Annotated in this window: 19 protein-coding genes; 10 read left to right on the top strand and 9 right to left on the bottom strand. The window is 33.3% G+C overall.

What is annotated here, in order from left to right; genetic code table 11:
• Window positions 1-104: 104 nt before the first annotated feature.
• The 3 genes from purB to OZP08_RS18285 all read left to right on the top strand — a co-directional run bounded on the left by purB (window position 105) and on the right by OZP08_RS18285 (window position 4,711).
• Window positions 105-1,451, top strand: a complete 1,347-nt coding sequence (gene purB, locus OZP08_RS18275) for an adenylosuccinate lyase (RefSeq protein WP_268847501.1) — start codon at window positions 105-107, stop codon at window positions 1,449-1,451.
• Window positions 1,452-1,484: 33 nt separating this feature from the next.
• Window positions 1,485-2,255: a polysaccharide deacetylase family protein gene (locus OZP08_RS18280; protein ID WP_281322531.1), complete on the top strand. Its 771-nt coding sequence runs from the start codon at window positions 1,485-1,487 to the stop codon at window positions 2,253-2,255.
• 224 nt (window positions 2,256-2,479) lie between these two features.
• Complete coding sequence (locus tag OZP08_RS18285) at window positions 2,480-4,711, top strand: cation:proton antiporter domain-containing protein (RefSeq protein WP_281322532.1); 2,232 nt, start codon at window positions 2,480-2,482, stop codon at window positions 4,709-4,711.
• A gap of 93 nt (window positions 4,712-4,804) precedes the next feature.
• Here OZP08_RS18285 and guaB read toward each other — a convergent pair whose 3' ends face one another.
• The 6 genes from guaB to OZP08_RS18315 all read right to left on the bottom strand — a co-directional run bounded on the left by guaB (window position 4,805) and on the right by OZP08_RS18315 (window position 11,494).
• Window positions 4,805-6,277 carry an IMP dehydrogenase gene (gene guaB, locus OZP08_RS18290; RefSeq protein WP_268847503.1) on the bottom strand — a complete coding sequence of 491 codons (1,473 nt, stop codon included), beginning with the start codon at window positions 6,275-6,277 and terminating at the stop codon, window positions 4,805-4,807.
• Window positions 6,278-6,552: 275 nt separating this feature from the next.
• Complete coding sequence (locus OZP08_RS18295) at window positions 6,553-7,956, bottom strand: DUF5723 family protein (RefSeq protein ID WP_281322533.1); 1,404 nt, start codon at window positions 7,954-7,956, stop codon at window positions 6,553-6,555.
• Window positions 7,953-8,501, bottom strand: a complete 549-nt coding sequence (locus OZP08_RS18300) for a hypothetical protein (RefSeq protein ID WP_281322534.1) — start codon at window positions 8,499-8,501, stop codon at window positions 7,953-7,955. The genes OZP08_RS18295 and OZP08_RS18300 overlap by 4 nt, the downstream gene beginning before the upstream one ends.
• Window positions 8,502-8,616: 115 nt before the next feature.
• Entirely contained in the window at window positions 8,617-9,480 is an 864-nt protein-coding gene (locus tag OZP08_RS18305; RefSeq protein ID WP_281322535.1) for a hydroxymethylglutaryl-CoA lyase, read from the bottom strand.
• 249 nt (window positions 9,481-9,729) lie between these two features.
• Window positions 9,730-10,749 carry a quinone-dependent dihydroorotate dehydrogenase gene (locus tag OZP08_RS18310; protein ID WP_268847506.1) on the bottom strand — a complete coding sequence of 340 codons (1,020 nt, stop codon included), beginning with the start codon at window positions 10,747-10,749 and terminating at the stop codon, window positions 9,730-9,732.
• Window positions 10,750-10,954: 205 nt separating this feature from the next.
• The gene (locus OZP08_RS18315; protein WP_268847507.1) at window positions 10,955-11,494 is read right to left on the bottom strand and encodes a nuclear transport factor 2 family protein; all 540 of its coding nucleotides are present in this window, start codon (window positions 11,492-11,494) and stop codon (window positions 10,955-10,957) included.
• Window positions 11,495-11,892: 398 nt separating this feature from the next.
• On the opposite strand from OZP08_RS18315, the gene OZP08_RS18320 reads away from it, so the two are divergent.
• Together OZP08_RS18320 and OZP08_RS18325 are read left to right on the top strand one after the other, a co-directional pair.
• Window positions 11,893-12,528, top strand: a complete 636-nt coding sequence (locus OZP08_RS18320) for a phosphoribosyltransferase (RefSeq protein ID WP_268847508.1) — start codon at window positions 11,893-11,895, stop codon at window positions 12,526-12,528.
• 42 nt (window positions 12,529-12,570) lie between these two features.
• A complete protein-coding gene (locus OZP08_RS18325; protein ID WP_281322536.1) occupies window positions 12,571-13,215 on the top strand; it encodes a dienelactone hydrolase family protein in 645 nt (214 codons plus the stop codon).
• Window positions 13,216-13,277: 62 nt separating this feature from the next.
• Here OZP08_RS18325 and carB read toward each other — a convergent pair whose 3' ends face one another.
• Window positions 13,278-16,130 carry a carbamoyl-phosphate synthase large subunit gene (gene carB, locus OZP08_RS18330; protein ID WP_281322537.1) on the bottom strand — a complete coding sequence of 951 codons (2,853 nt, stop codon included), beginning with the start codon at window positions 16,128-16,130 and terminating at the stop codon, window positions 13,278-13,280.
• Window positions 16,131-16,281: 151 nt separating this feature from the next.
• Entirely contained in the window at window positions 16,282-16,443 is a 162-nt protein-coding gene (rpmH, locus tag OZP08_RS18335; protein ID WP_007136275.1) for a 50S ribosomal protein L34, read from the bottom strand.
• A gap of 165 nt (window positions 16,444-16,608) precedes the next feature.
• Between rpmH and OZP08_RS18340 the strand changes: the two genes are divergently transcribed.
• Together OZP08_RS18340 and OZP08_RS18345 are read left to right on the top strand one after the other, a co-directional pair.
• Complete coding sequence (locus OZP08_RS18340; protein ID WP_268847511.1) at window positions 16,609-17,124, top strand: DUF2892 domain-containing protein; 516 nt, start codon at window positions 16,609-16,611, stop codon at window positions 17,122-17,124.
• A gap of 174 nt (window positions 17,125-17,298) precedes the next feature.
• Complete coding sequence (locus tag OZP08_RS18345) at window positions 17,299-17,994, top strand: TlpA family protein disulfide reductase (RefSeq protein ID WP_281322538.1); 696 nt, start codon at window positions 17,299-17,301, stop codon at window positions 17,992-17,994.
• Window positions 17,995-18,033: 39 nt separating this feature from the next.
• Here OZP08_RS18345 and OZP08_RS18350 read toward each other — a convergent pair whose 3' ends face one another.
• Entirely contained in the window at window positions 18,034-18,699 is a 666-nt protein-coding gene (locus OZP08_RS18350) for an alpha/beta hydrolase (RefSeq protein ID WP_268847512.1), read from the bottom strand.
• Between the two features lie 422 nt (window positions 18,700-19,121).
• Between OZP08_RS18350 and OZP08_RS18355 the strand changes: the two genes are divergently transcribed.
• The 3 genes from OZP08_RS18355 to OZP08_RS18365 all read left to right on the top strand — a co-directional run bounded on the left by OZP08_RS18355 (window position 19,122) and on the right by OZP08_RS18365 (window position 22,631).
• Window positions 19,122-20,507 (top strand): TolC family protein, encoded by a 1,386-nt coding sequence (locus tag OZP08_RS18355; protein ID WP_281322539.1) that lies wholly within the window; start codon window positions 19,122-19,124, stop codon window positions 20,505-20,507.
• A gap of 10 nt (window positions 20,508-20,517) precedes the next feature.
• Complete coding sequence (locus OZP08_RS18360; RefSeq protein ID WP_281322540.1) at window positions 20,518-21,471, top strand: HlyD family secretion protein; 954 nt, start codon at window positions 20,518-20,520, stop codon at window positions 21,469-21,471.
• A gap of 68 nt (window positions 21,472-21,539) precedes the next feature.
• Window positions 21,540-22,631, top strand: a complete 1,092-nt coding sequence (locus OZP08_RS18365) for an ABC transporter permease (RefSeq protein ID WP_349293461.1) — start codon at window positions 21,540-21,542, stop codon at window positions 22,629-22,631.
• The last annotated feature ends 14 nt before the right edge of the window (window positions 22,632-22,645 follow it).

Here is a 22,645-nt window from a genome sequence, read left to right on the forward strand (position 1 = left end):
ATTGAATCCTTTTTTATCATTAATTTATATGTCAAACGATAAATTTCCGCCCCTTAATCCCCAAATTCTCTTTATATTTGTGCCTTTCAAAAAAACAACAAAAAATGACTACATTAAACGAATTGAATGCTATATCTCCAATTGACGGACGCTATAGAAACAAGACCATTTCTCTGGCTCCTTTCTTCTCTGAAGAAGCTTTAATCAAATACCGTGTATTAGTTGAAATTGAATATTTCATCACTTTATGTGAAGTTCCTTTGCCACAATTAAAAAACGTAAACCCTAATCTTTTTGATAGTTTACGTGCTATTTATAAAAACTTTTCTACCGAAGATGCTCTTTGGATAAAAGAAACCGAAAAAGTAACCAACCACGATGTAAAAGCAGTTGAATATTTTATAAAAGATGCTTTTGAAAAATTAGGTTTATCTGAATACAAAGAGTTCATCCATTTCGGATTAACTTCTCAGGATATTAACAATACAGCGATTCCGTTATCTACAAAAGAGGCTTTTGAAAAAGTGTACATGCCATCGTTAATTACTTTGACATCTAAATTAAAAGAATTAAGCCAAGAATGGAAAGACGTTCCAATGCTAGCTCGTACGCACGGACAACCTGCCTCTCCTACTCGTTTGGGTAAAGAGATTGCTGTTTTTGTAGAGCGTTTAGAAGAGCAAATGCGTTTGTTGTTTAACGTTCCGTTTGCTGCCAAATTTGGTGGTGCTACCGGAAATTACAACGCACACCATGTAGCTTACCCACAAATTGACTGGAAACAATTTGGAAGCAAATTTGTAGAAAACAACTTGGGATTACACCATTCTTTCCCAACAACTCAAATAGAACATTACGATCATTTTGCAGCATTTTTTGATGCTTTAAAAAGAATCAACACAATCATTATTGATTTAGACCGAGACATTTGGACATATGTTTCAATGGAATATTTCAAACAAAAAATAAAAGCGGGTGAGATTGGATCATCAGCTATGCCACACAAAGTAAACCCAATTGATTTTGAAAACTCCGAAGGTAACTTAGGAATAGCTAATGCAATTTTTGAGCATTTGTCAGCTAAATTACCAATTTCAAGATTACAACGTGATTTGACAGACAGTACTGTTTTAAGAAATGTTGGTGTACCAATGGGACACACTTTAATCGCATTTGAAGCTACATTAAAAGGTTTGAACAAGTTACTATTGAACGAATCTAAATTTCATGAAGATTTAGAGAAAAACTGGGCAGTTGTTGCTGAGGCAATTCAAACCATATTAAGACGTGAAGCCTACCCGAATCCGTATGAAGCTTTAAAAGGTTTAACCAGAACCAATGAAGCCATTGACAAAAATGCGATTCATGGCTTTATAGCAACATTAGATGTTTCTGATGACATTAAAACAGAATTGATGAAGATTACGCCAAGTAATTTCTTGGGGATTTAGAGAAAAAACATCCACAAAAGTACAAAGTCAATTATGAACAAAAATATTTTTAAATTCATATTGCTTTGTACTTTCTTTCTATTTTCATGTGAGAATAAAAAGCTTCCTGTCATAAAACCTAAGCATTCTGATGCCGGAGTAGTCATCACATTTGATGATGCTAGTATTAACGAATGGTTTGAAACCGACAAACTATTACATCAATATTCTTGGAAAGCTACTTTTTGTGTTTCTAACATAAATACTTTAAGCCATTCCGAAATAACCAAACTCCTGATGTTACAACAGGGAGGACATGAAATTGCAGGTCATGGCTTTCATCATTTTGACGCTCCAAAATTTGTTGCCAAAAATGGAATCAACAAATACATTGATCAGGAAATAAATTCAATGATGAATTTGATGCGTTTTTATTCTTTTAAAGTGACTACGTTTGCATATCCTTTTGGTTTTAGAAACCCTGAAATAGACGAGGCACTTTTAAAAAAATTTAAAATTGTAAGAGGTACTACCTATGGAGCTGAAGACCCTTTTTTTCAAAATTGCTACTTCGACAACTCCAGATTAGTTTTTGCAATAGGTATAGACACCAATCATCCAAAATTTAGCATTCCGTATCTTTTAAAGCTACTGGATTATGCCAAACGAAAAGATAAAATTCTGTTATTATTTGGTCACAAACCTGTTCAAAAAATAACCGCCAACTACCAAACCAAAATAGAAACATTAGAACTGATTTGCAATTATGTTAAACAGCATAATATGACATTTTACAGTTTATCGGAATTGAATATTTTAAATTAAAATATCATTTCATTCTATTTCGACCCAAAAAGTCTTAATTTTATAACATACAGCTATTCTTGACAATTTAGTCCAGACTGTAGTGATACACCTCCAGAAAAAAACTATTTTTTCTTGTACCTACTGAGCGACTGGAGAAAGCACCTGTAAGACCAATAGAAAAACAGTTTTTTTCTGGATCTTATAATGAATAACTAGAATAGCTCCTAAAAAAATAAAAATCTATGAGTGCAATATCTGATACAACACAACATCTGGAACCTTTAATAACCGATTTAGGATTGATTTTAATGACAGCCGGAATTGCTGTTTTGATTTTCAAAAAGCTGAAACAACCACTGGTATTAGGGTATTTAATAGCTGGATTTTTAGCAGGAAATCATTTTAATTTTTTCCCATCCGTAACTGATATGAAAAGCGTTGAGGTTTGGGCTGAAATTGGAATTATCATTTTATTATTTAGTCTGGGGCTTGAATTTAGTTTCAAGAAATTAATGAAAGTAGGCGGAACAGCTTCTGTCACTGCTATTACACAAATTGCTACCATGACTGTTTTTGGGTTTATAGTTGGCCAATGGTTAGAATGGTCTAAAATGGACAGTATCTTTCTGGGAGTTATGCTCTCTATCTCATCGACAACCATTATCCTTAAAACATTTGACGAATTAGGGGTAAAAGCCCAAAAATTTGCCGGAAATGTAATTGGTTCCCTCATTGTACAGGATATTATTGCCATATTAATGATGGTTTTATTATCGACTATTGCGGCTAGCGATCAGTTTTCTGGCAGCGTATTAGTGCAATCTATATTTAAATTGTTCTTTTTCCTCGTCCTTTGGTTTTTGGGAGGAATATTTATAATTCCAACTGTCTTAAAAAAGACAAAACATCTACTCTCTGATGAAATGTTGCTTATTATCTCTCTTGCTTTGTGCTTGATGATGGTAATGCTGGCTTCAAATGTTGGTTTTTCACCTGCGTTGGGGGCATTTATCATGGGATCTATCATTGCAGAAACAACCCAAGCTGAGCATATCGAACATTTAGTAAAACCGGTTAAAGATTTATTTGGAGCCGTATTCTTTGTATCAGTAGGAATGCTAATCAATCCCCAAGCTTTATATGAACATGCAATTCCGGTTTTGATTTTATCCTTTGTTACTATTTTTGGGCAATCCATAAGCTCTACCACTGGTGCATTACTTTCTGGACAACCCTTAAAAGAATCAATTCAAACAGGGATGAGTTTGTCTCAAATTGGGGAATTTTCTTTTATCATTGCCACCTTAGGTATGACTCTCCATGTTACAAGTTCATTTCTTTACCCTATTATCGTGGCAGTTTCGGCAGTAACTACGTTTACTACTCCGTTTATGATTAAGCTTTCGGCTCCTTTTTCGGAATATTTATCCAAAAAATTACCTCGAAGATGGACCAAACGAATTGAACGTTATAGTGCCAATACTCAGGCCATAAAAACTGTTAGTAATTGGCAAACTGTTCTTAATGCCTACTTGACTCAAGTAATTGTATTGTCCGTAATTATTTTAGCTGTTATTCTGTTATCCTCAACTTATATTTTGCCTTTGGTAATACAATACCATTTTGGGAATACAATGGGGGCTTTGATTACGTTAGCTATTTTATCCCCTTTTTTATGGGCTCTCTCTTTACGTAGAGTAGCGGTAAAAGAGGTAGCTATTCTATTGGAAGAAAGAAAATCTCGTGGTCCAATGGCCATGTTATTTTTGTTCAGAATTCTGCTTTCTACTTTCTTTATTGGTTTTTTATTGAATATCTTTTTTTCTCCTCGTATTGCATTTATAGTTTTCATTATTGCTACGACTGTATATTTTATTTTTCAGAGGAAACTCAATGCACAATATCATAAAATCGAGAATCATTTCTTGTCTAATTTAAATGAAAGAGAAATCACTAAAGCCCGAAGAAGCAGAAGTGATTTATCTCCTTGGGATGGACACATGGCCTACTTTGATATTGCTGCCGAATCTAATATTGCGGGGAAAACATTGCAAAGACTACAAATTAGAGAACAAATGGGAATCAATATCGCTTCCATCAAAAGAGGAGATATCACAATTCACATACCAACGGCCAAAGAGCGTCTTTTTCCGGGAGATGAGATTTGCGTTATTGGTACTGATGCTCAAGTACAGGAATTTAAAAAGTTTTTAGACCAACATGAAACGGATGTTTCTCCAGAAATTACAGAACCCGATATTGTTTTACGCCAAATCGAATTAAAAAATCACACTTTTTTAGGGAAAAGTATTAAGGAATCTAAATTACGTGAGAGTACAAAAGGATTGATCGTAGGTATCGAGAAAAGAGGAAAGCGTATGCTAAATCCAGAATCGAATGTTATTTTAGAAAAAGATGATATTTTATGGATTGTTGGTGATCGAAAATTATTAGGGAATTTGGCTCATGATTAAATACTCCAGATTTTACTAATCCTTATGAAAACAAAAAAGGTGTAAATTTTAAATTTACACCTTTTGTTATTTATAGTTATTCTCGAATAAATCTTATCTTGAATAATTTGGAGCTTCTTTTGTAATAGTCACATTATGAGGATGACTTTCAGTTATACCGCTAGAAGTAATACGAACAAAACGTCCTGTTTCCTGTAAAGTAGTAATATCTTTTGCCCCACAGTATCCCATTCCGGCACGAAGACCACCTATGAATTGTTGCATACTTTCGTTCAATTCTCCTTTATAAGGTACACGTCCAACGATTCCTTCCGGAACCAATTTCTTAACATCGTCTTCCACATCCTGGAAATAACGATCTTTAGAACCGCCTTGCATCGCTTCAACAGATCCCATTCCTCTATAAGATTTGAATTTTCTTCCTTCAAAAATAATAGTCTCACCTGGTGATTCCATTGTTCCTGCTAATAATGAACCTAACATCACACAATCAGCACCAGCAGCGATAGCTTTAGGAATATCTCCAGTATAACGAATTCCTCCATCGGCAATAACTGGAACACCTGTTCCTCTTAGAGCTGCAGCAACTTCTAATACCGCAGAGAATTGAGGAAAACCAACTCCTGCAACTACACGAGTAGTACAAATAGAACCAGGCCCTATTCCTACTTTTACACCATCAGCACCGTTTTCAACTAAATATAAAGCAGCTTCTGGAGTAGCAATATTACCAACGATTACATCTAATTCTGGGAATTTAGCTTTTACAGCTTTCAATACATCTACCACACCTTTTGTATGTCCGTGAGCTGTATCAATAATTACGGCATCAACTCCTGCGTTTACTAAAGCTGTAGCTCTTTCAACAGCATCTGCAGTAACACCTAAAGCAGCTGCTACGCGTAAACGACCGAATTTATCTTTATTGGCATTTGGTTTTTGAGTCAATTTAGTAATATCTCTAAAAGTGATTAACCCAACCAATTCATTTTTACTATTTACTACTGGAAGTTTTTCAATTTTATGACCTTGTAAAACTACTTCAGCTTGTTCTAATGAAGTACCTTCTGCAACTGTCACTAAATTTTGACTTGTCATTATCTCAACAATTGGTCTCAAGTTGTTTTTCTCGAAACGCAAATCACGATTGGTTACAATTCCTTTTAAAATTTTATTTTCATCTACAATTGGAATTCCACCAATACCATATTCTTTCATCACATTTTTAGCATCTGCAACTGTAGAACTTAATGGTAAAGTAACTGGATCGATAATCATACCTGATTCTGCACGCTTTACTTTACGAACTTTGGTTGCTTGTTGCTCAATCGTCATGTTTTTATGTAAAACACCTATTCCTCCTTCTTGAGCCATAGCAATTGCCATTGCACTTTCGGTAACTGTATCCATAGCTGCAGATACAATAGGAACATTAAGCGTAATATTTTTTGAAAATTTGGATTGAATACTCACTTCGCGCGGAAGAACATTTGAGTAATTGGGAACTAATAATACATCATCGTAAGTTAAACCTTCACCGATAATCTTGGAGTTATGTGCTTTCATGTTGCAATTTGTAGTTGAATTGCGTGCAAATATACACAATCTTAAGCTAAAAAGCATATTAGACCCAAAATTTATTTTTAAATCGCTGTATAAATCAATTAGATATAGTTTCTCTCTTTTTTAGGCAGTATTTTAACCGTTAAAAAAATGAGAAAGTTTTAAAAACATATATACGAAATAGATTCATTAGCAAACTTTAGAACCGCTGAGGTTTATATAGACATATATTTTATATGATTTTTTTTTGAATAATCTCTTTTTGAATAAGACACAACTTATCTATTACTTCCGCCCGAAATTATATTAAACCCTATTTGAAACGAGAGCGCATTTGCCTTTGCGAGATCCGTATAACCCAAGAGATTATCCGCAAGTGCATAGAAATTTACAATCCCTACTTTAGTATACAATCCAAGACCAACGTTCTTATAGGAATAGGAATCTAATGTATAGGTAGCTTTCATCTGCAATCCATTAAAAAATCTTCTTCTATAATAAGCTGTCAAAGCCACCATAGGTGCTCTTGGCGTAGACATGGCAAAAAATTGAGCTCCAACTGCACTTCTATACCAAGAATCTTCATCGGTTTCACAATCACATTCCATTTGTCTTACTTCTTCAAAAGAATACTGATAAGATGAATAAAACTTTAATGGCCGTTGTGTTTTATAAGGAGTATACAATGTATCTAATGGAATAGCATCTTTAAAATCTTGGTAAGCGTTATCCGGCGTACCATCGGCATTAAAATCAGTAATAACACCTTTAAAATCATAATGACCTTTAAAAGTAAAACTTTCTACTTCCTGTGTATGCTTTATATATCCAATATCTACTAAACTAGCCGTTACCTGAATATTTTTTTGAGGATAATACGTTAAACCAATATCCAAACCTAATCCTAGATTACCTCCCAAAAGTGCCTTCTGCTTTACATCTTCTACCAAATCACTTCCAAGATCACCATCATAATCTTCATCTAAATATTTTGCTGCTCCAGAAGTATTTAGTTCTAAATTAGATTGTATAGCCTGATCATAAATTAAATCTTTCCCTTGTACCGTATAAAAAGAGCCTGAATTTCTAGTTGATGTAGCATTAAAAATACTGGAATAAATTTTCCCTCGCACTCCAAGTGTAAGTTTTTCATTAATCGGTTTATTGAATCCTACATGAAATACAGACAATAATTCGGCTTTTACACTTAAATCTCCCAAATTAAATGTTTTCCCAATATAATCCTTGTTTCCATAAAAACCCAATATGGCAAGATCTGTAGGGATGTATATAAATGAATCTAATTCTTGGTACATCCCAAAAGAAACATACGACCTATTTTCTGGTCCTCCTAATCCAAAACCTGCACTAAACAATTCTAATTGTTGATTTGCCGTAACATAATCATTTCTATTGGTTGTTGCAATTACCTTTTTGACCTTGGTTGTGAAATTAACTCCATCATTAGCAAATAAATTATAGGCATTAATTCCTGTTGAACCAACATTAGCCGAAATACCAGACAATAATGGCACACCAAAAAACCATTTGTATTTTACATCGGCTCCGGGATTTGTTAATAATGATTGAGGTAACGGGGTGAAATTATATAATATTTCTTTGTTTTGAGAAGAACAAACCACCGGTGCCAATAGGCATATAAAGATCTTTAGTTTCATCATTTTACATCAAAATAAGCAGTTATACTTGAACTTAACTCTACTCTACCAGGACTCGTTGAAGTTAAAGGTGGTCCTGGAAGCATTGCGATGGAAAATGTTATGTTTTTGGTGTTTTTTAAGATATCTATATTAGTGCTGTCAAATTTTTCGGTTTTTTCTACAACTATTTCAGTACCATTATAGGCTGGTACTGCCAAGTTTACATTGTGAATAGTAATATTATTGGCGTCCTGAAAAGCAATATTATAGGTATAAGCTCTATTAATTGTATTTTTTACCCTGAAATACAATTCAGTTTTAACTAAATCATCCCTAATAAAACCGGTATGAAAAAAATCAACATTGGAAATGTATGAAAACGTACTTTGTTCCACTCCATCAACAATAAATTGATTGGCCTCTAGTGGAAAATAAGCCAAATTAGTTGTAAAAACTGGCTTTATATTAAATTGATCCGCTTGATTAAAATCTAAATCGCTACTACACGAAAAAGTGAGTATCAATGATAGAATGCAAATTATTCGTTTAAAAAAAGAGTATTCCATATCCCTGTTATTTAAGCATTGAACTTTACACAATCTTGAAACAATAATAAAGAAACAACAAGTATTCTATTTATTTAACTTTAAGCTATTTTTTAGAATTACCTGCTCATTATTTTTAATGAAAATCTCCAAACAATTTAGAAGCCTCATTATAAGCGCTTTCAAAACTCATTGGACTGCAATTGGTATTTTCTTTTTGAACTGTAAAATAGGACAGTAATTTTTCTGTAGGCATGTTACCTGTCAAATTATCGGTAGCCATAGGGCAGCCACCAAAACCTTGAACAGCGCCATCAAAACGATAACAACCTCCTTTATAAGCAGCATCAACTTTTTCAAACCATTTATCTGGTGTTGTATGCAAATGGGCGCCAAACTCAATTTGAGGGTATTGAGGAATCAGGCTGGAAAATAAATATTGAATTACATCTGGTGTTGAACTACCGACTGTATCTGAAAGAGATAAAATTTTCACACCCATGCTAGCCAATCTCTCGGTCCACTGTGCTACAATTTCTACATTCCAAGGATCTCCGTACGGATTTCCAAAACCCATAGAAAGATAGGCTACTACCTCTTTATTGGTCTTATCGGCAATATCTAAAATCTCCTGTAGAGTCACTAAAGACTCTGCAATGGTTTTATGCGTATTTCGCATTTGAAAATTCTCTGAAATTGAAAAAGGGAATCCTAAATACTGAATTGCATTATGCTGTGAAGCCAGAGTTGCTCCTTGTGTATTAGCTATAATGGCTAATAACTTGCTTTTGGTTTGAGATAAATCAAGTTGTTCTAAGACCTCTGCTGTATCTTGCATTTGAGGAATAGCCTTTGCTGAAACAAAACTTCCGAAATCAATTGAATCAAAACCTACACGTAATAAGGACTGAATGTACGCTACCTTCCTTTCGGTAGGAATAAATGATTTTATGCCTTGCATAGCATCACGTGGACATTCGATAATTTTTATAGTCTTCATAACTTTCAAATATATGAAAAAGGTTTTGAGTTACAAAGTAAGAAAAATTACAGTAATTTAAAAATATTCGGCTCTGAATAATTAATAAAAGTGAGTAATCTTGGAACGCACCGAAAAAAATGTCTTATAACAAGAAAACATTTTTATTAAAATTATCGTGTTAACCTCAAGGAATTTATCTTACAATATATGGTTCATGGCAAATCATCAATAACAGTCCGCTATTCACTTAATAGCTATCTATCATTTTTATTTTTTTGCCAAAATTGCTTTATTAATCGATTTTATTAAAGCTGGGCCTTCATAAATAAAACCGGTATACAACTGAACTAAACTTGCCCCTGCTTCTAGTTTTTCCAGAGCATCTTCGGCTGAATGTATTCCTCCCACTCCAATAATTGGGAATGACTTATTGCTCTTTTGAGAAAGAAAACGAATTACCTCTGTTGAACGTTTGGTTAAAGGCTTTCCAGACAATCCTCCAGTTTCAATTTTTGCTTCGGATTGCAATCCTTCACGAGAAATAGTCGTATTGGTTGCAATAACACCCGCAATTTTAGTTTCATTTACAATATCAATAATATCCAGTAATTGTTCATCGGTAAGATCCGGAGCAATTTTTAGCAATACTGGCTTTTGTTTTGGCTTAGCCAAATTCTTATTTTGCAAAGTTTGCAATAATTGTGTGAGTGGTTCTTTGTCTTGCAATGCTCTCAAATTTGGAGTATTGGGAGAACTCACATTTACCACAAAATAATCTACATAATCATATAAAGCATCAAAACATATCTCATAATCTGATGTTGCTTCATCATTTGGTGTCAATTTATTTTTACCAATATTCCCTCCAATAAGAACATCTTTATTCTTCTTTAATCGCTCAACCGCTTCTTGAACACCTCCATTATTGAATCCCATTCTATTAATGATAGCCGAATCTGCCTTAAGGCGAAACAAACGCTTTTTAGGATTTCCTTCCTGTCCTTTTGGTGTAAGTGTACCTATTTCTATGAATCCAAAACCAAAATTAGAAAGTTCTTGATACAAAGCAGCATCTTTATCGAAACCAGCAGCTAAACCAACAGGATTTTTAAACTTTAAACCAAAAACCTCAGTTTCCAATCTTTTGTCATTGACTTCATATAGTGATTTAAAAAGGGTTGGAAATCCTGGTATTTTAGATACCATTCTTATCATAGAGAAAGTAAAATAATGTACTTTTTCAGGATCAAAACAAAAAAGTATAGGACGGATAAAAAGCTTGTACATGGTTCAAATATTGATTTGCACAAAAGTAAAGAATAGTTTTTAGTTTTTAGGTATGGATTAAACTTAAAGCATTTCATTTTTAAAAAATTGAACTATTACTCAATATCAATCCTGCATTTATTTTCAAAAACAAGACAGCTGCAAAATAAAAAACGACACCCAAAAGCATCGTTTTTCATCAATTAACTAATTCAACAATTAAATATTATTTCGGGAGTGCTGCATTTATAGCCGCTTTATCTACATATTGAACTACCCTATCGATTTTGTCATTATCATCAAAATGATAATCAGTGTGTATCCATTGAGTCATTTCTTTTCCTTTTTTATATTTGGCTGTCGTTTTGTACCAACCAAGCAACCAAACTCCTTTAGCTTCTACACTCTGTGGCTTATTGACCTTGATAGGTAGCCATATTGTATTCTTAAAAGTAATGGATTCAATAACATTTGCTCTTCTTTGTTTCCAATATGATGCTATAGCAGCTTTGCCAACCAAACTATCACCGCTATTCCAAACATAAACGGCGCTATCAGCATACATGTTCATCCAACTGTCTATATCGCCTTTTTCTAAATCAGCCAAACCTTTTTTGCCCATTTCTGCATATTTAGGGTCGGCAAATTCAGCGGGTTTTGCTACTGTATCCATTAAAGCGGCTTCTACTTTCTTTTCGGCAATTTCTTTTTTATTACAACTCACAAATACCGAAGCACTCAAAACAAATAAAAAAATCTTTTTCATAATTCTAAATATTTAAATTAATACTGAAAAATTGTTTGATTTTTAGCAAAGCTTTATTCTGAAAAGGAGCATAAATTTAACAAAAAAAGAAACATGTTTTCTAAAAACCAATAAAAACAAATTGATTATCAATTATTTAAAACAAAACCAATCAAAACGATTAAGAATTAAAACACACATTCAACACGCACATAAATAAAAACTGTTTTAAAGCTTTTGGCTGTACAAATCAACATAAACAGCATCTTCAAATACTCAAATGATTACTTTCCTTTCCGATTTTATCTTTAATTCAAAAAAAGCTAGCTTGATAAAATCCAGTATCAAAAAACAAACATAATAAGCTATATATCAGTAACTTTACACTTTAATTTCATTGTATTTTAAATTATTTAGAAATGTATTGCAGCAGACTTACAAACAGAAAAGAAGCAGGTATTTTACTTTCGGAAAAATTAAAAAAATACCAAGATACCAACTCAATAGTTCTGGCAGTCCCTAGAGGTGGAGTTCCTGTAGCCTATGAAATTGCCCAAAAACTACATCTCCCCTTAGACGTTATTCTTTCAAAAAAAATTGGCCATCCTAAAAATCAAGAATTTGCCATAGGTGCAATGACTATGGATGCAACAATAATAGACGAGCACCCCGAAGTTTCCAAGCAATATATATCAGATGAAATTATTAGATTAAAAGAATTATTACAGGAAAAATACAAGCTTTATATGGGGTTTCGCGAGCCTCTGGAAATAAACGGAAAAAATGTGATTGTTGTTGATGATGGCATTGCAACAGGCAATACCTTATTAGCCAGCATAAGCATGCTGAGAAAAAGAAACCCTGCAAAACTAATTGTTGCCGTACCCGTTTTACCTTTGGATGCTCTGGAAATCTTTAAACAACAAACAGATGAATTTGTCTACCTTATTACCTCAAGTAGTTTTAGGTCTGTTGGGGCTTTTTACGACCAATTTCATCAAGTTGAAGATGATGAAGTGATTCAAATGTTACGAATCACAAATTCAATTATTTAAAAACCTTAATTGCAACATCGATTCTTTTAAAATTTATGAATCATGAATAAATCAGACATAGACATCCCATTGTCAACCGTGACATTGAAGGGAGATTTAGTACTTCCTGAAAATGCAATCGGAATAGTTGTGTTTTCTCACGGAAGTGGCAGTAGCAGATTTAGCCCAAGAAACAAAATGGTTGCAGAATTGATTCAACAACAAAATATTGGTACTTTTCTTTTTGATCTGCTAACCGAAAAAGAAGATCAGATTTACGAAAACAGATTTAATATTGATTTATTAACAAGCCGATTGATCGAAACAACCGAATGGCTAATGACAAACGAAATTACAAAAGATACACCAATAGGTTATTTTGGAGCTAGTACTGGAGCAGCATCTGCACTGAAAGCGGCAGCCTATTTCAAAAAATCAATTAAAGCCGTTGTTTCTCGAGGTGGTCGTCCTGATTTGGTCATAAATGAACTGCATCTAGTAACTGCTCCTACTCTACTCATAGTAGGAGGACTTGATATTGCTGTTATTGGTATGAATAAAATGGCATTTGCTCAATTAGAATCCGTAAAAGAAATTAAGATAATCCCAGATGCTACACACCTCTTTGAAGAGCCTGAAAAATTATCCGAAGTAGCCGATCTGGCCATTACATGGTATAAAACTTTTTTAAGAGAGCCTGAAAGATAAACTACCTAATAAATCAACAAAAAAGCCCCAAAAAGGGGCTTTTTTAATATATAAACTCAAGCTTATTTACTCAAGTACATTTTTCTTCTAGAGTACAATTCGTAGAATTGGTCATCCTTCAAATCATCAATAAACAAGATGCTCTCTCCTGTAGATTTCATTTCTGGTCCTAATGCTTTATTCACATTATGGAATTTACTGAAAGAGAAAACCGGTTGTTTGATAGCGTATCCTTTTAGCTGTGGGTTAAAAGTAAAATCTGTAACTTTATTTTCTCCCAACATTACTTTAGTAGCATAATTTACATAAGGCTCACCATACGCTTTCGCTATGAAAGGTACTGTTCTTGAAGCTCTAGGATTTGCTTCAATAATATAAACCGTATCGTCTTTTATAGCAAATTGAATGTTGATTAAACCAACTGTTTTCAGTGCTAAAGCAATTTTATGGGTATGGTCTTTTATTTGTTGCATTACAAATTCACCCAAGTTAAATGGTGGCAAAGTCGCATTACTATCACCAGAGTGTACTCCACAAGGCTCTATATGTTCCATTATTCCAATAATGTATACATTTTCTCCATCACAAATCGCATCAGCTTCAGCTTCTATTGCTCCGTCTAGGTAATGGTCTAAAAGTAATTTGTTTCCTGGAATCGTTTTCAATAAATTGATTACGTGCTCTTCTAACTCTTGTTTGTTGATTACAATTTTCATTCCCTGACCTCCCAAAACATAAGAAGGGCGAATCAATAATGGGAAGTCTAAAGTATCTGCCAAAGCTGAAGCTTCTTCTGCCGTTTCTGCAATTCCGAATTTAGGGAAAGGAATATGTAATTCTGTCAATAAATCAGAGAAACGTCCTCTATCTTCGGCTAAATCTAGCGCTTCAAAACTCGTTCCTATAATTTTAACACCATACTTAGATAATTTTTCTGCTAATTTAAGAGCCGTTTGACCTCCTAATTGTACAATTACCCCTTCTGGTTTTTCATGTTGTATAATGTCATAAATATGCTCCCAGAAAACTGGCTCAAAATACAATTTATCAGCAGTATCAAAATCTGTCGAAACCGTTTCCGGATTACAGTTGATCATAATAGTTTCGTAACCACACTCTTTGGCCGCAAGCACTCCGTGTACACAAGAGTAATCAAACTCGATTCCTTGTCCAATTCTGTTTGGTCCTGAACCAAGAACTATTATTTTCTTTTTATCAGTTAAAACACTTTCGTTATCTACATAACGCTCTCCGTTAGCTTTTTCTATTTCAGCTTCAAAAGTAGAGTAATAATAAGGTGTCTTAGCTTTGAACTCTGCCGCACAAGTATCAACCAATTTAAACACACGATTAATATTCATCGTAGAGCGTAAAGTATGTACTTGACTTTCAAGACAGCCCATCATATGTGCTACTTGTCTATCTGCAAATCCTTTTTGTTTGGCTTCAAGCAATAATTCTCTTGGTAACGTTTCTACTTTATAATTCGAAATTTCTTTTTCTAAAGTAAATAGCTCTTCGTATTGTTTTAAGAACCACATATCTATTTTTGTGATTTCATGAATACGACTCAATGGGATTCCCATTGCGATAGCATCATAAATTACAAAAACACGATCCCAACTTGCAAATGTTAGTTTCTCTATAATTTGCTCGTAATTTGTATATCCTTTTCCATCGGCTCCTAGCCCATTTCTCTTGATTTCTAATGACTGAGTAGCTTTGTGTAATGCTTCTTGGAATGAGCGTCCAATTCCCATAACCTCACCTACTGATTTCATTTGAAGCCCCAAAGTTCTATCGGCACCTTCAAACTTATCAAAGTTCCAACGTGGTATTTTCACAATTACATAATCCAAAGTTGGTTCAAAAAGAGCCGAAGTTGATTTTGTAATCTGGTTTTGTAATTCATCTAGGTTGTATCCAAGCGCAAGTTTTGAAGCAATTTTTGCAATAGGATATCCTGTTGCTTTTGATGCCAATGCTGATGAACGAGATACACGTGGATTGATTTCGATAGCCACAATATCTTCTTTTTCGTCTGGAGATACCGCAAACTGTACATTACATCCTCCTGCAAAGTTCCCGATACTACGCATCATCAATATAGCGTAATCACGTAATTTTTGGAAAGTTCTATCAGATAACGTCATTGCTGGCGCAACTGTGATTGAATCTCCTGTGTGGATTCCCATTGGATCCATATTTTCGATAGAACAGATAATAACTACATTATCATTCTTATCTCTTAACAGTTCCAATTCGTATTCCTTCCAACCCATTAAAGCTTTATCAATTAAAACCTCGTGAATTGGTGATGCCTCCAAACCTCTGGTCAATAGGTCATCAAATTCTTCTTTTTTATAAACAACTGCAGCTCCAGTTCCTCCCAAAGTGAAAGAAGGACGAATAACTAATGGAAAACCAAACTCCTGAGCTATTTCTTTTCCTTGAAGGTAAGAAGTTGCTGTTTTTGCTGGAGCCGTAGGAACATTAATTTTTTCTAACAATTGTTTGAACTGCTCTCTGTCCTCAGTAATATTGATTGCATTAACATCAACTCCAATCAATTTCACTCCAAAATCTTGCCAAATTCCTTTTTCATCAGCTTCCAAACACAAGTTCAGTGCTGTTTGACCTCCCATTGTAGGAAGTACTGCATCAATTTGCGGATGTGCTTTAAGAATCTCAATAATAGACTTTGTCGTTAGAGGTTTCAAATAAATATGATCCGCCATAGATGGGTCAGTCATAATTGTAGCAGGATTTGAATTGATCAAAATCACTTCAATTCCTTCTTCACGCATAGAACGTGCAGATTGTGAACCTGCATAATCGAATTCACACGCTTGACCAATTACAATTGGACCTGAACCTATTATTAATACTGATTTTATAGATGTGTCTTTTGGCATTTTATTTTCTTATTGTAGTTATTTTTTTATCACTTAAAGTTTGAAGTTTGTTAAATTCTTCAAATATCGATCTTAAAACATCGTTACCGCTTGGGTATAAAAAAAGGCGGTACTAAAAAAAAGTAACGCCTTATTTATGTTTATACAAACATTATTTTTTGTGTCTTGGTTCACAAGAAACAGTCAATTTATGTCTTCCTTTAGCTCTTCTACGCGCAAGAACTTTTCTTCCATTAGCAGAAGCCATTCTGTCCATAAATCCGTGCTTATTTCTTCTTTTTCTTTTCGATGGTTGAAATGTTCTTTTGCTCATTGCTTTGTATCTTTAAAATCTTAATTAGTGTCTATTTATTTTTTGAATAACCGTTATTCTAAAACCGAGTGCAAATATACAAAGACTTTTTTTTCTGGCAAGTAGTTTTTAAAAAATATTTTTAATTCCTTTTACTATCTTTGCAGCCTTAAAACTTTATATATTATGTTTCATAAAAATATTAAACTTATCATTGCCGGACTTGTTATAATTACTGGTATTTGGCAATTCACTGAAAGCAACATTGGTAACGGAATATTTCTTATTTTATTATCTGGAATTCCTATCTTTTTATATTTTAAAAATGAATTTATTTTACTGGCATTTTTAAAACTAAGAAAGCAAGATTTTGAAGGAGCAAAAAAATGGTTAGCATACATAAAAAATCCTGAAACTGCTCTAGTAAGGAAACAACAAGGCTATTTTAATTATCTTCATGGAATTATGCTTTCGCAAACCAATATTAATCAAGCTGAAAAATACTTCAAAAAAGCAATAGAATTAGGACTATCTATGGATATGGATCTTGCTGTAGCCAAATTAAATCTTGCCGGAGTTGCCATGACACGCAGAAGAAAATTAGAAGCTACTGCATTACTGAACGAGGCCAAAAAATTAGACAAGCAAAACATGCTAAAAGACCAAATTTTGATGATGAAGGAGCAAATGAAAAAAATATAATTTATTATACAAAATTATCTATTTTTTGATACTATATAAACTACCATCCGCTTTTGGATGGTTTTTTTTTGAATTTTAACGTACTTAATCGGATTTATATGTATCTTGTCGATAATATAGTACTTATACACACAAAGCAAATACTTTTACTAAATGTTTTATTATTAGGTTATTATGCATAAATTTTTATTTACCGTATTATTTACTTTATCCACTTTCTTTTCCTACAGCCAAAATACAATTAGTTATTTTTCTGACGCTGTAAAAAAAAATATCAAGCCTTACACTAAAGCATCCAATAAAGCATACGAGGCAAATAACGTAAAAGAAGGTAAAGATCTTTTTGATTCCTTAGTAAAAAACAAACTTATCGGAACCAAATTTGACGATTTCAACCTTAAAGTGTACAAAGAAAAAAATGTAAAAATAAACCGAATCAACAAACCCATCTTTATAATTACCTATTCTTCTTGGTGTGTAATTGCTAAAGGAGAAATTCCCGCTTTAAACATATTAGCCAAAGAACATCGTAATGACATGCAAATCATTGTGATATTTTGGGATAAGAAAAGTGATATTAAAAATATTGCCCATAAATTTAGTGATGATATTAAAGTATGCTACGCTAACGAAAATTACGCAAAAGATGCTCACATTATTGCCACCATCAAACATACTTTAGGATTTCCTACTTCTATATTTATAGATGAAAACAAAAATGTGGTTAGCGTAAAACATTTTGAAAACACCATTAAATTAAAAACTCCTATAAAACAAGCTATTATTACGAGTTATAACTACTTTAGCAAAGACATTAATGAAAACCTTGTAAACGCCATATCTAACAACAAGGGATTTACCAATAACTAAACATTGTTATAAACTTCGCAAAACCCTTTTTATCGCTATCTAAACGGGATCAGCCATAATTATTGAAGGTAAATTAGCATTTAACCATTTGTATTTATTAAGAATCATAATATGTGTTCCTCCTGCCACAGCAATACAGTCTTTTATGTATTTAATTGGAAAGATATCGTCTAAGTCCCCGTGTATGTGAATTACTTTTTGATCCGCTACAGTTCGATTCCATAAAAAAACCTGTTCGATTGCCCAATCTAAATAACGCTTATCCCGAACCGAAAGAAATTTTTCGTACAATTTAAGCCTTTGATTTACTTTTTTGCCAAAAGAAAACTTAGCCAAACTTTCAATATTCTGAACTAAACTAAACGGAATCAACCTATAAGCCTTTGTCTTTTTGACTACACCCATTCGTTTAGGAAATTCAAGATTGGTTTTTACACTCGAAATAATAATTACTTTTCTAGTCGCTATAAAACCAGCCATTTCCTGTACCAAAATACCTCCAAACGAAACACCAATCAGTACTGGATTTTCATGTTTAATTTTTTCAGTCATTCGTTTGGCATAGTCCGCCAAAGTTTCTTTTTCTAGAGGAATTTCCCATTCCAAAAACACCATCTCAAATTGATCTTCCGGAAGTTTAATCCTTTCAAAAATAGCAACGCTAGCAGCCAAACCTGGCATAAAATACACTGGAATCTTACTCATAATTGATTTAAATGATATGTTGGTTATATCAAACAAAAGCTCAATACAAAATCAACATTAAGACTTGAAAAAGTTAAAAAATCAAACAACAAAAGAAAAAATATTCCCAACACTCCTTGTAGAAAAACTTTTTCAAATACTATTGAATTCTATGGCAATTTACCCATAAGTAAGTCAAAATAACAATCAAAAACTTTATTTTAACAATAATATAAGTATTTAATTCTACCTAAGAGCCCTCGGAAAAATACTAAAATATTTAGCCACAATAAAACTCAATTAACACTCTCTAGAAGCAAAAACAAGATTCAATCTTCAAAAAATACAAGATAAAAATCCTATCTTTACAATTACCCTATCTAAGGAAGATAAAATTAAATCACAAAAATTTAATTTATAATTCGAAACTTAAAATTAAAATGATGAAATATCCTATAATCTCATTTTTCTTCTTTTTTTCTATCACCTATAGTAGCTATTCACAAATAGAAACATCTTCTTCTTTAAATAATGCCATTTATAAAGCGATAGAAAAAAATACATCTATACAAAATAAGGCAATTGAAATTGAAAAATTAAACCTGCAAGAAAAAGGGGTTCGCAACAAATATATCCCAACTATTGAAGCCAATGCTCTTTATTCCTATTTTGACAGTAACTTAACTCTCGACCTACCCTCCTCAACTATACCAATCGTGAATTATCCTTTATTTGACAAAAAGGCAACTTATGATAATACCGGTAATTTCTTCATAGGAAGTGTGATGGCCAAAACTGTTTTATTTAGTGGCATGCAAATACCTAACGGAGCCAATGCCATTAAACAAAAAGCAATAGGAACCACTTACCTAAAAGACTCCGAAAAAGATGCAATAATAAAAGACGTCATTAATACTTTCGACCAGCTAAAACTTCTAGATGAAACTGAAAAACTAATAAATGACAGCGATAAGAGATTAAAATCCGAAACCAAAAGAATTTCTAAAGCTATAGAACAAGGCCTTGCTGTTCCTTATGATAGAGATAAAATAAAACTGGCGTTACTGGAACTAGAATCTAAAAAAGTTGAATTTACCGGAAAACGTGCCTTACTTTATAAAAAGCTACGATATCTAACCAACTATTCGGACGAGGAGATCAATGCAGTTCAATACAATCTAGTTCCCTATTTAATTTCCGAAGAAAAATTAAGCACCGAAAATAAACAAGAAATCAAAGCATTAGAATCATTCAAACTGGCTAGTGAATATCTCTTAAAAAAAGAGAAAGGAACCTACCTCCCTACTATAGGAGCTTTTGGTGGTATTGTATATTCTAGTTTATTTGATGTAAACGGAACTACATCAACCGTACCCATTATAAACCAACCTTTGAGCCTAGGCCTAAATGAATTTTCATTAAGTCCACTCTTGACGGTAGGAGCTGCACTTAAATGGGAAATTTTTGCAGGCTTTGAAAGAGAACACAAAGTACACGAAGCCAAATTAAACATTGAACAAATTCAGAACCAAATTGATGATACTAAAGAAAAACTGCAATTACTACTTGAAAACAATCTTGTAAATTACAACGTCTTATTAAAGAGAATTGAAATATCAGCACAGCAAGAAAAAATTGCAAACAACAACCTCAACTTAGCTTCAAAACAATACAAGGAAGGACTCATCAATGTTTCTGAGCTTTTGGAGGCAGAGAATGATTATTTTAAAGTATCGGTAACAAAATTGAATACTTTAATCGAACAACGACTATCAGCTATTGAAACCATAATCACTACCGGAGAATTATCTAATAAATTGTCTCAATAAATATCCGCATATGAAAAGAGCTCTTACCATATTATCACTAATACTTATAACGATTAGTTGTAAAAACCCAAAAGATAATGCTGTTATCCAAGGAAAAGTTGAGAATGAACAAATTGCAGTAGTAAGCAAAATCCCTGGTAAAATTGCAAAATTACTGGTAAAAGAAGGAAATTTTGTTAAAAAAGGTGACACCCTTGCTATTCTAGATATCCCTGAAGTAGATGCTAAAAAAAATCAAGCCGAAGGCGCACTCCTATCTGCAAAGGCGCAATATACAATGGCTGTAAAAGGCGCAACTACTAATCAGATTTTACAACTTGAAGCTAAAAAACAAGGCTTGAAGGAACAATATGAATTTGCTCAAAAATCAATCAAAAGATTGAGCAATATGCTCAAAGACTCATTAGTTTCACAGCAAACTTACGATGAGGCATTTGCAAAATACCAAGGAGCTCAAGCACAGTACAACGCTGTTATTGCCGAATTGAATGATGCAAAAAAAGGTGGTCGAATCGAGCAACAAGACATGGCGTTGGGGCAACAAGAAAGAGCTATAGGAGCTTTGCAAGAAGTTGAAACCGCCAATAAAGAACGCTATGTTATTGCACCGCAAGACATGAATATAGAAACCATAACCCTAAGCATAGGAGAACTTGCATTGCCTGGCTATACCTTATTTAGTGGCACCATAAGCAATGGTACATATTTCCGATTTACATTACCAGAAAGCAAACTAAATAAAATAAAAAAAAGGCAAGAAATTACCGTTTCAATTCCTTACCTCAATAAAGACATTAAGGGAACCATAACCTCCATAAAACAATTAAGCGCATACGGCTCTATCGCTACTGCTTATCCTGATTACGAAATGCAAGAAAGTTTATTTGAAATAAAAATATCACCAAAAAACAGTACTGAAAGCAAAGATTTAATCACGAAAACAACGGTTACCTTATCTTTATAAATATGCAAAATTTCTTTTCATTACTAAAAAGAGAATTTCAATTCTTTTGGCAAAATAAAATCCTTCGAATGCTTTTTATTGGAGCACCTATCTTATATGGTATTTTATTGGGTTATGTTTATGGCAAAGGAAAAGTTACAGATTTACCAATCATTGTTATCGATCAGGATAGGACCGAAATGAGTACTAAAATTATGCAAATGTTTGAAGACAACGAAGTCATTAAGATTGCTGCTGTTTTACATGACCAGAACAACTTTTCGAATATTGCAATCGAAAAAGAAGCCAATTGTGTAGTGATTATCCCTAAAGGATTCCAAAAAATGGTATTTACAAAAAAATATCCCGAAATCACCACCATAGTAAATACCGCAAATGTCTTAACTGCTAATTATGCCTCATCTGCAGTATTATTATGCCTTGGTACTTTTAAAACCGGAGTTCAATTAGAAACCCTCCGGAAACAAGGAACTCCAGAAAAACTTTTACAGTCGCAATACGAACCTTTCAAAACCACTTTCTTAAAAAAATACAATCGAAGCACCAATTACATGTATTTTCTATGGCCTGGAGTCTTAGCAACCGTTTTGCAACAAGTATTACTTTTGGCACTAGCCCTCTCTTTTGCCTCCGAATTCGAAAACAACACTTTCATCGATTTAATTTATAAATGCCCTTCTGTTGTAAAAATGATGACCGTAAAGATCATTCCTTATATGATAATGAGCTTTGGAATATGGCTTTTATATTGGGCTTTTGCAACTTGGTTCCGAATACCTTTTTTTAACAATTTAGGTTCCTTAACATTTGTTGCAGGATTTTTTGTGCTCTCAGTTTCTTTCATCGGAATATTAGTTAGCATCCTAATCCCTAATCAACTGAAAGCAACCGAAATTTTGATGGTTATTGCAACACCTAGCTTTATTTTGAGTGGTTTTACCTGGCCCTTGAGCCAAATGCCGGTTTGGGTACAAAATATAGCAAATGTAATTCCGCTAACTCATTTTCTAAAAGCATTTAGAATCTTAAGTGTAGAAAACGGAGAACTTTACCAAACATACAGACCCGTAATCAATATGATAATCATTGGAACTGTATGCGCCATACTCTCCTTCTTTGCTTTGTATTTTAAGAAAAAATCGGTTTTAAAAAACTCATGATATAAAAAAAGGCA

This window comes from Flavobacterium aestivum, assembly GCF_026870175.2.
GTDB classification, from domain to species: Bacteria; Bacteroidota; Bacteroidia; order Flavobacteriales; family Flavobacteriaceae; genus Flavobacterium; species Flavobacterium aestivum.

What these genes read in the sequence shown, in the direction of transcription:
- purB (WP_268847501.1), top strand. Translation starts at nt 105, where the DNA reads ATGACTACATTAAACGAATTGAATGCTATATCTCCAATTGACGGACGC.
- OZP08_RS18280 (WP_281322531.1), top strand. Translation starts at nt 1,485, where the DNA reads ATGAACAAAAATATTTTTAAATTCATATTGCTTTGTACTTTCTTTCTA.
- OZP08_RS18285 (WP_281322532.1), top strand. Translation starts at nt 2,480, where the DNA reads ATGAGTGCAATATCTGATACAACACAACATCTGGAACCTTTAATAACC.
- guaB (WP_268847503.1), bottom strand. Translation starts at nt 6,277, where the DNA reads ATGAAAGCACATAACTCCAAGATTATCGGTGAAGGTTTAACTTACGAT.
- OZP08_RS18295 (WP_281322533.1), bottom strand. Translation starts at nt 7,956, where the DNA reads ATGATGAAACTAAAGATCTTTATATGCCTATTGGCACCGGTGGTTTGT.
- OZP08_RS18300 (WP_281322534.1), bottom strand. Translation starts at nt 8,501, where the DNA reads ATGGAATACTCTTTTTTTAAACGAATAATTTGCATTCTATCATTGATA.
- OZP08_RS18305 (WP_281322535.1), bottom strand. Translation starts at nt 9,480, where the DNA reads ATGAAGACTATAAAAATTATCGAATGTCCACGTGATGCTATGCAAGGC.
- OZP08_RS18310 (WP_268847506.1), bottom strand. Translation starts at nt 10,749, where the DNA reads ATGTACAAGCTTTTTATCCGTCCTATACTTTTTTGTTTTGATCCTGAA.
- OZP08_RS18315 (WP_268847507.1), bottom strand. Translation starts at nt 11,494, where the DNA reads ATGAAAAAGATTTTTTTATTTGTTTTGAGTGCTTCGGTATTTGTGAGT.
- OZP08_RS18320 (WP_268847508.1), top strand. Translation starts at nt 11,893, where the DNA reads ATGTATTGCAGCAGACTTACAAACAGAAAAGAAGCAGGTATTTTACTT.
- OZP08_RS18325 (WP_281322536.1), top strand. Translation starts at nt 12,571, where the DNA reads ATGAATAAATCAGACATAGACATCCCATTGTCAACCGTGACATTGAAG.
- carB (WP_281322537.1), bottom strand. Translation starts at nt 16,130, where the DNA reads ATGCCAAAAGACACATCTATAAAATCAGTATTAATAATAGGTTCAGGT.
- rpmH (WP_007136275.1), bottom strand. Translation starts at nt 16,443, where the DNA reads ATGAGCAAAAGAACATTTCAACCATCGAAAAGAAAAAGAAGAAATAAG.
- OZP08_RS18340 (WP_268847511.1), top strand. Translation starts at nt 16,609, where the DNA reads ATGTTTCATAAAAATATTAAACTTATCATTGCCGGACTTGTTATAATT.
- OZP08_RS18345 (WP_281322538.1), top strand. Translation starts at nt 17,299, where the DNA reads ATGCATAAATTTTTATTTACCGTATTATTTACTTTATCCACTTTCTTT.
- OZP08_RS18350 (WP_268847512.1), bottom strand. Translation starts at nt 18,699, where the DNA reads ATGAGTAAGATTCCAGTGTATTTTATGCCAGGTTTGGCTGCTAGCGTT.
- OZP08_RS18355 (WP_281322539.1), top strand. Translation starts at nt 19,122, where the DNA reads ATGAAATATCCTATAATCTCATTTTTCTTCTTTTTTTCTATCACCTAT.
- OZP08_RS18360 (WP_281322540.1), top strand. Translation starts at nt 20,518, where the DNA reads ATGAAAAGAGCTCTTACCATATTATCACTAATACTTATAACGATTAGT.
- OZP08_RS18365 (WP_349293461.1), top strand. Translation starts at nt 21,540, where the DNA reads ATGCTTTTTATTGGAGCACCTATCTTATATGGTATTTTATTGGGTTAT.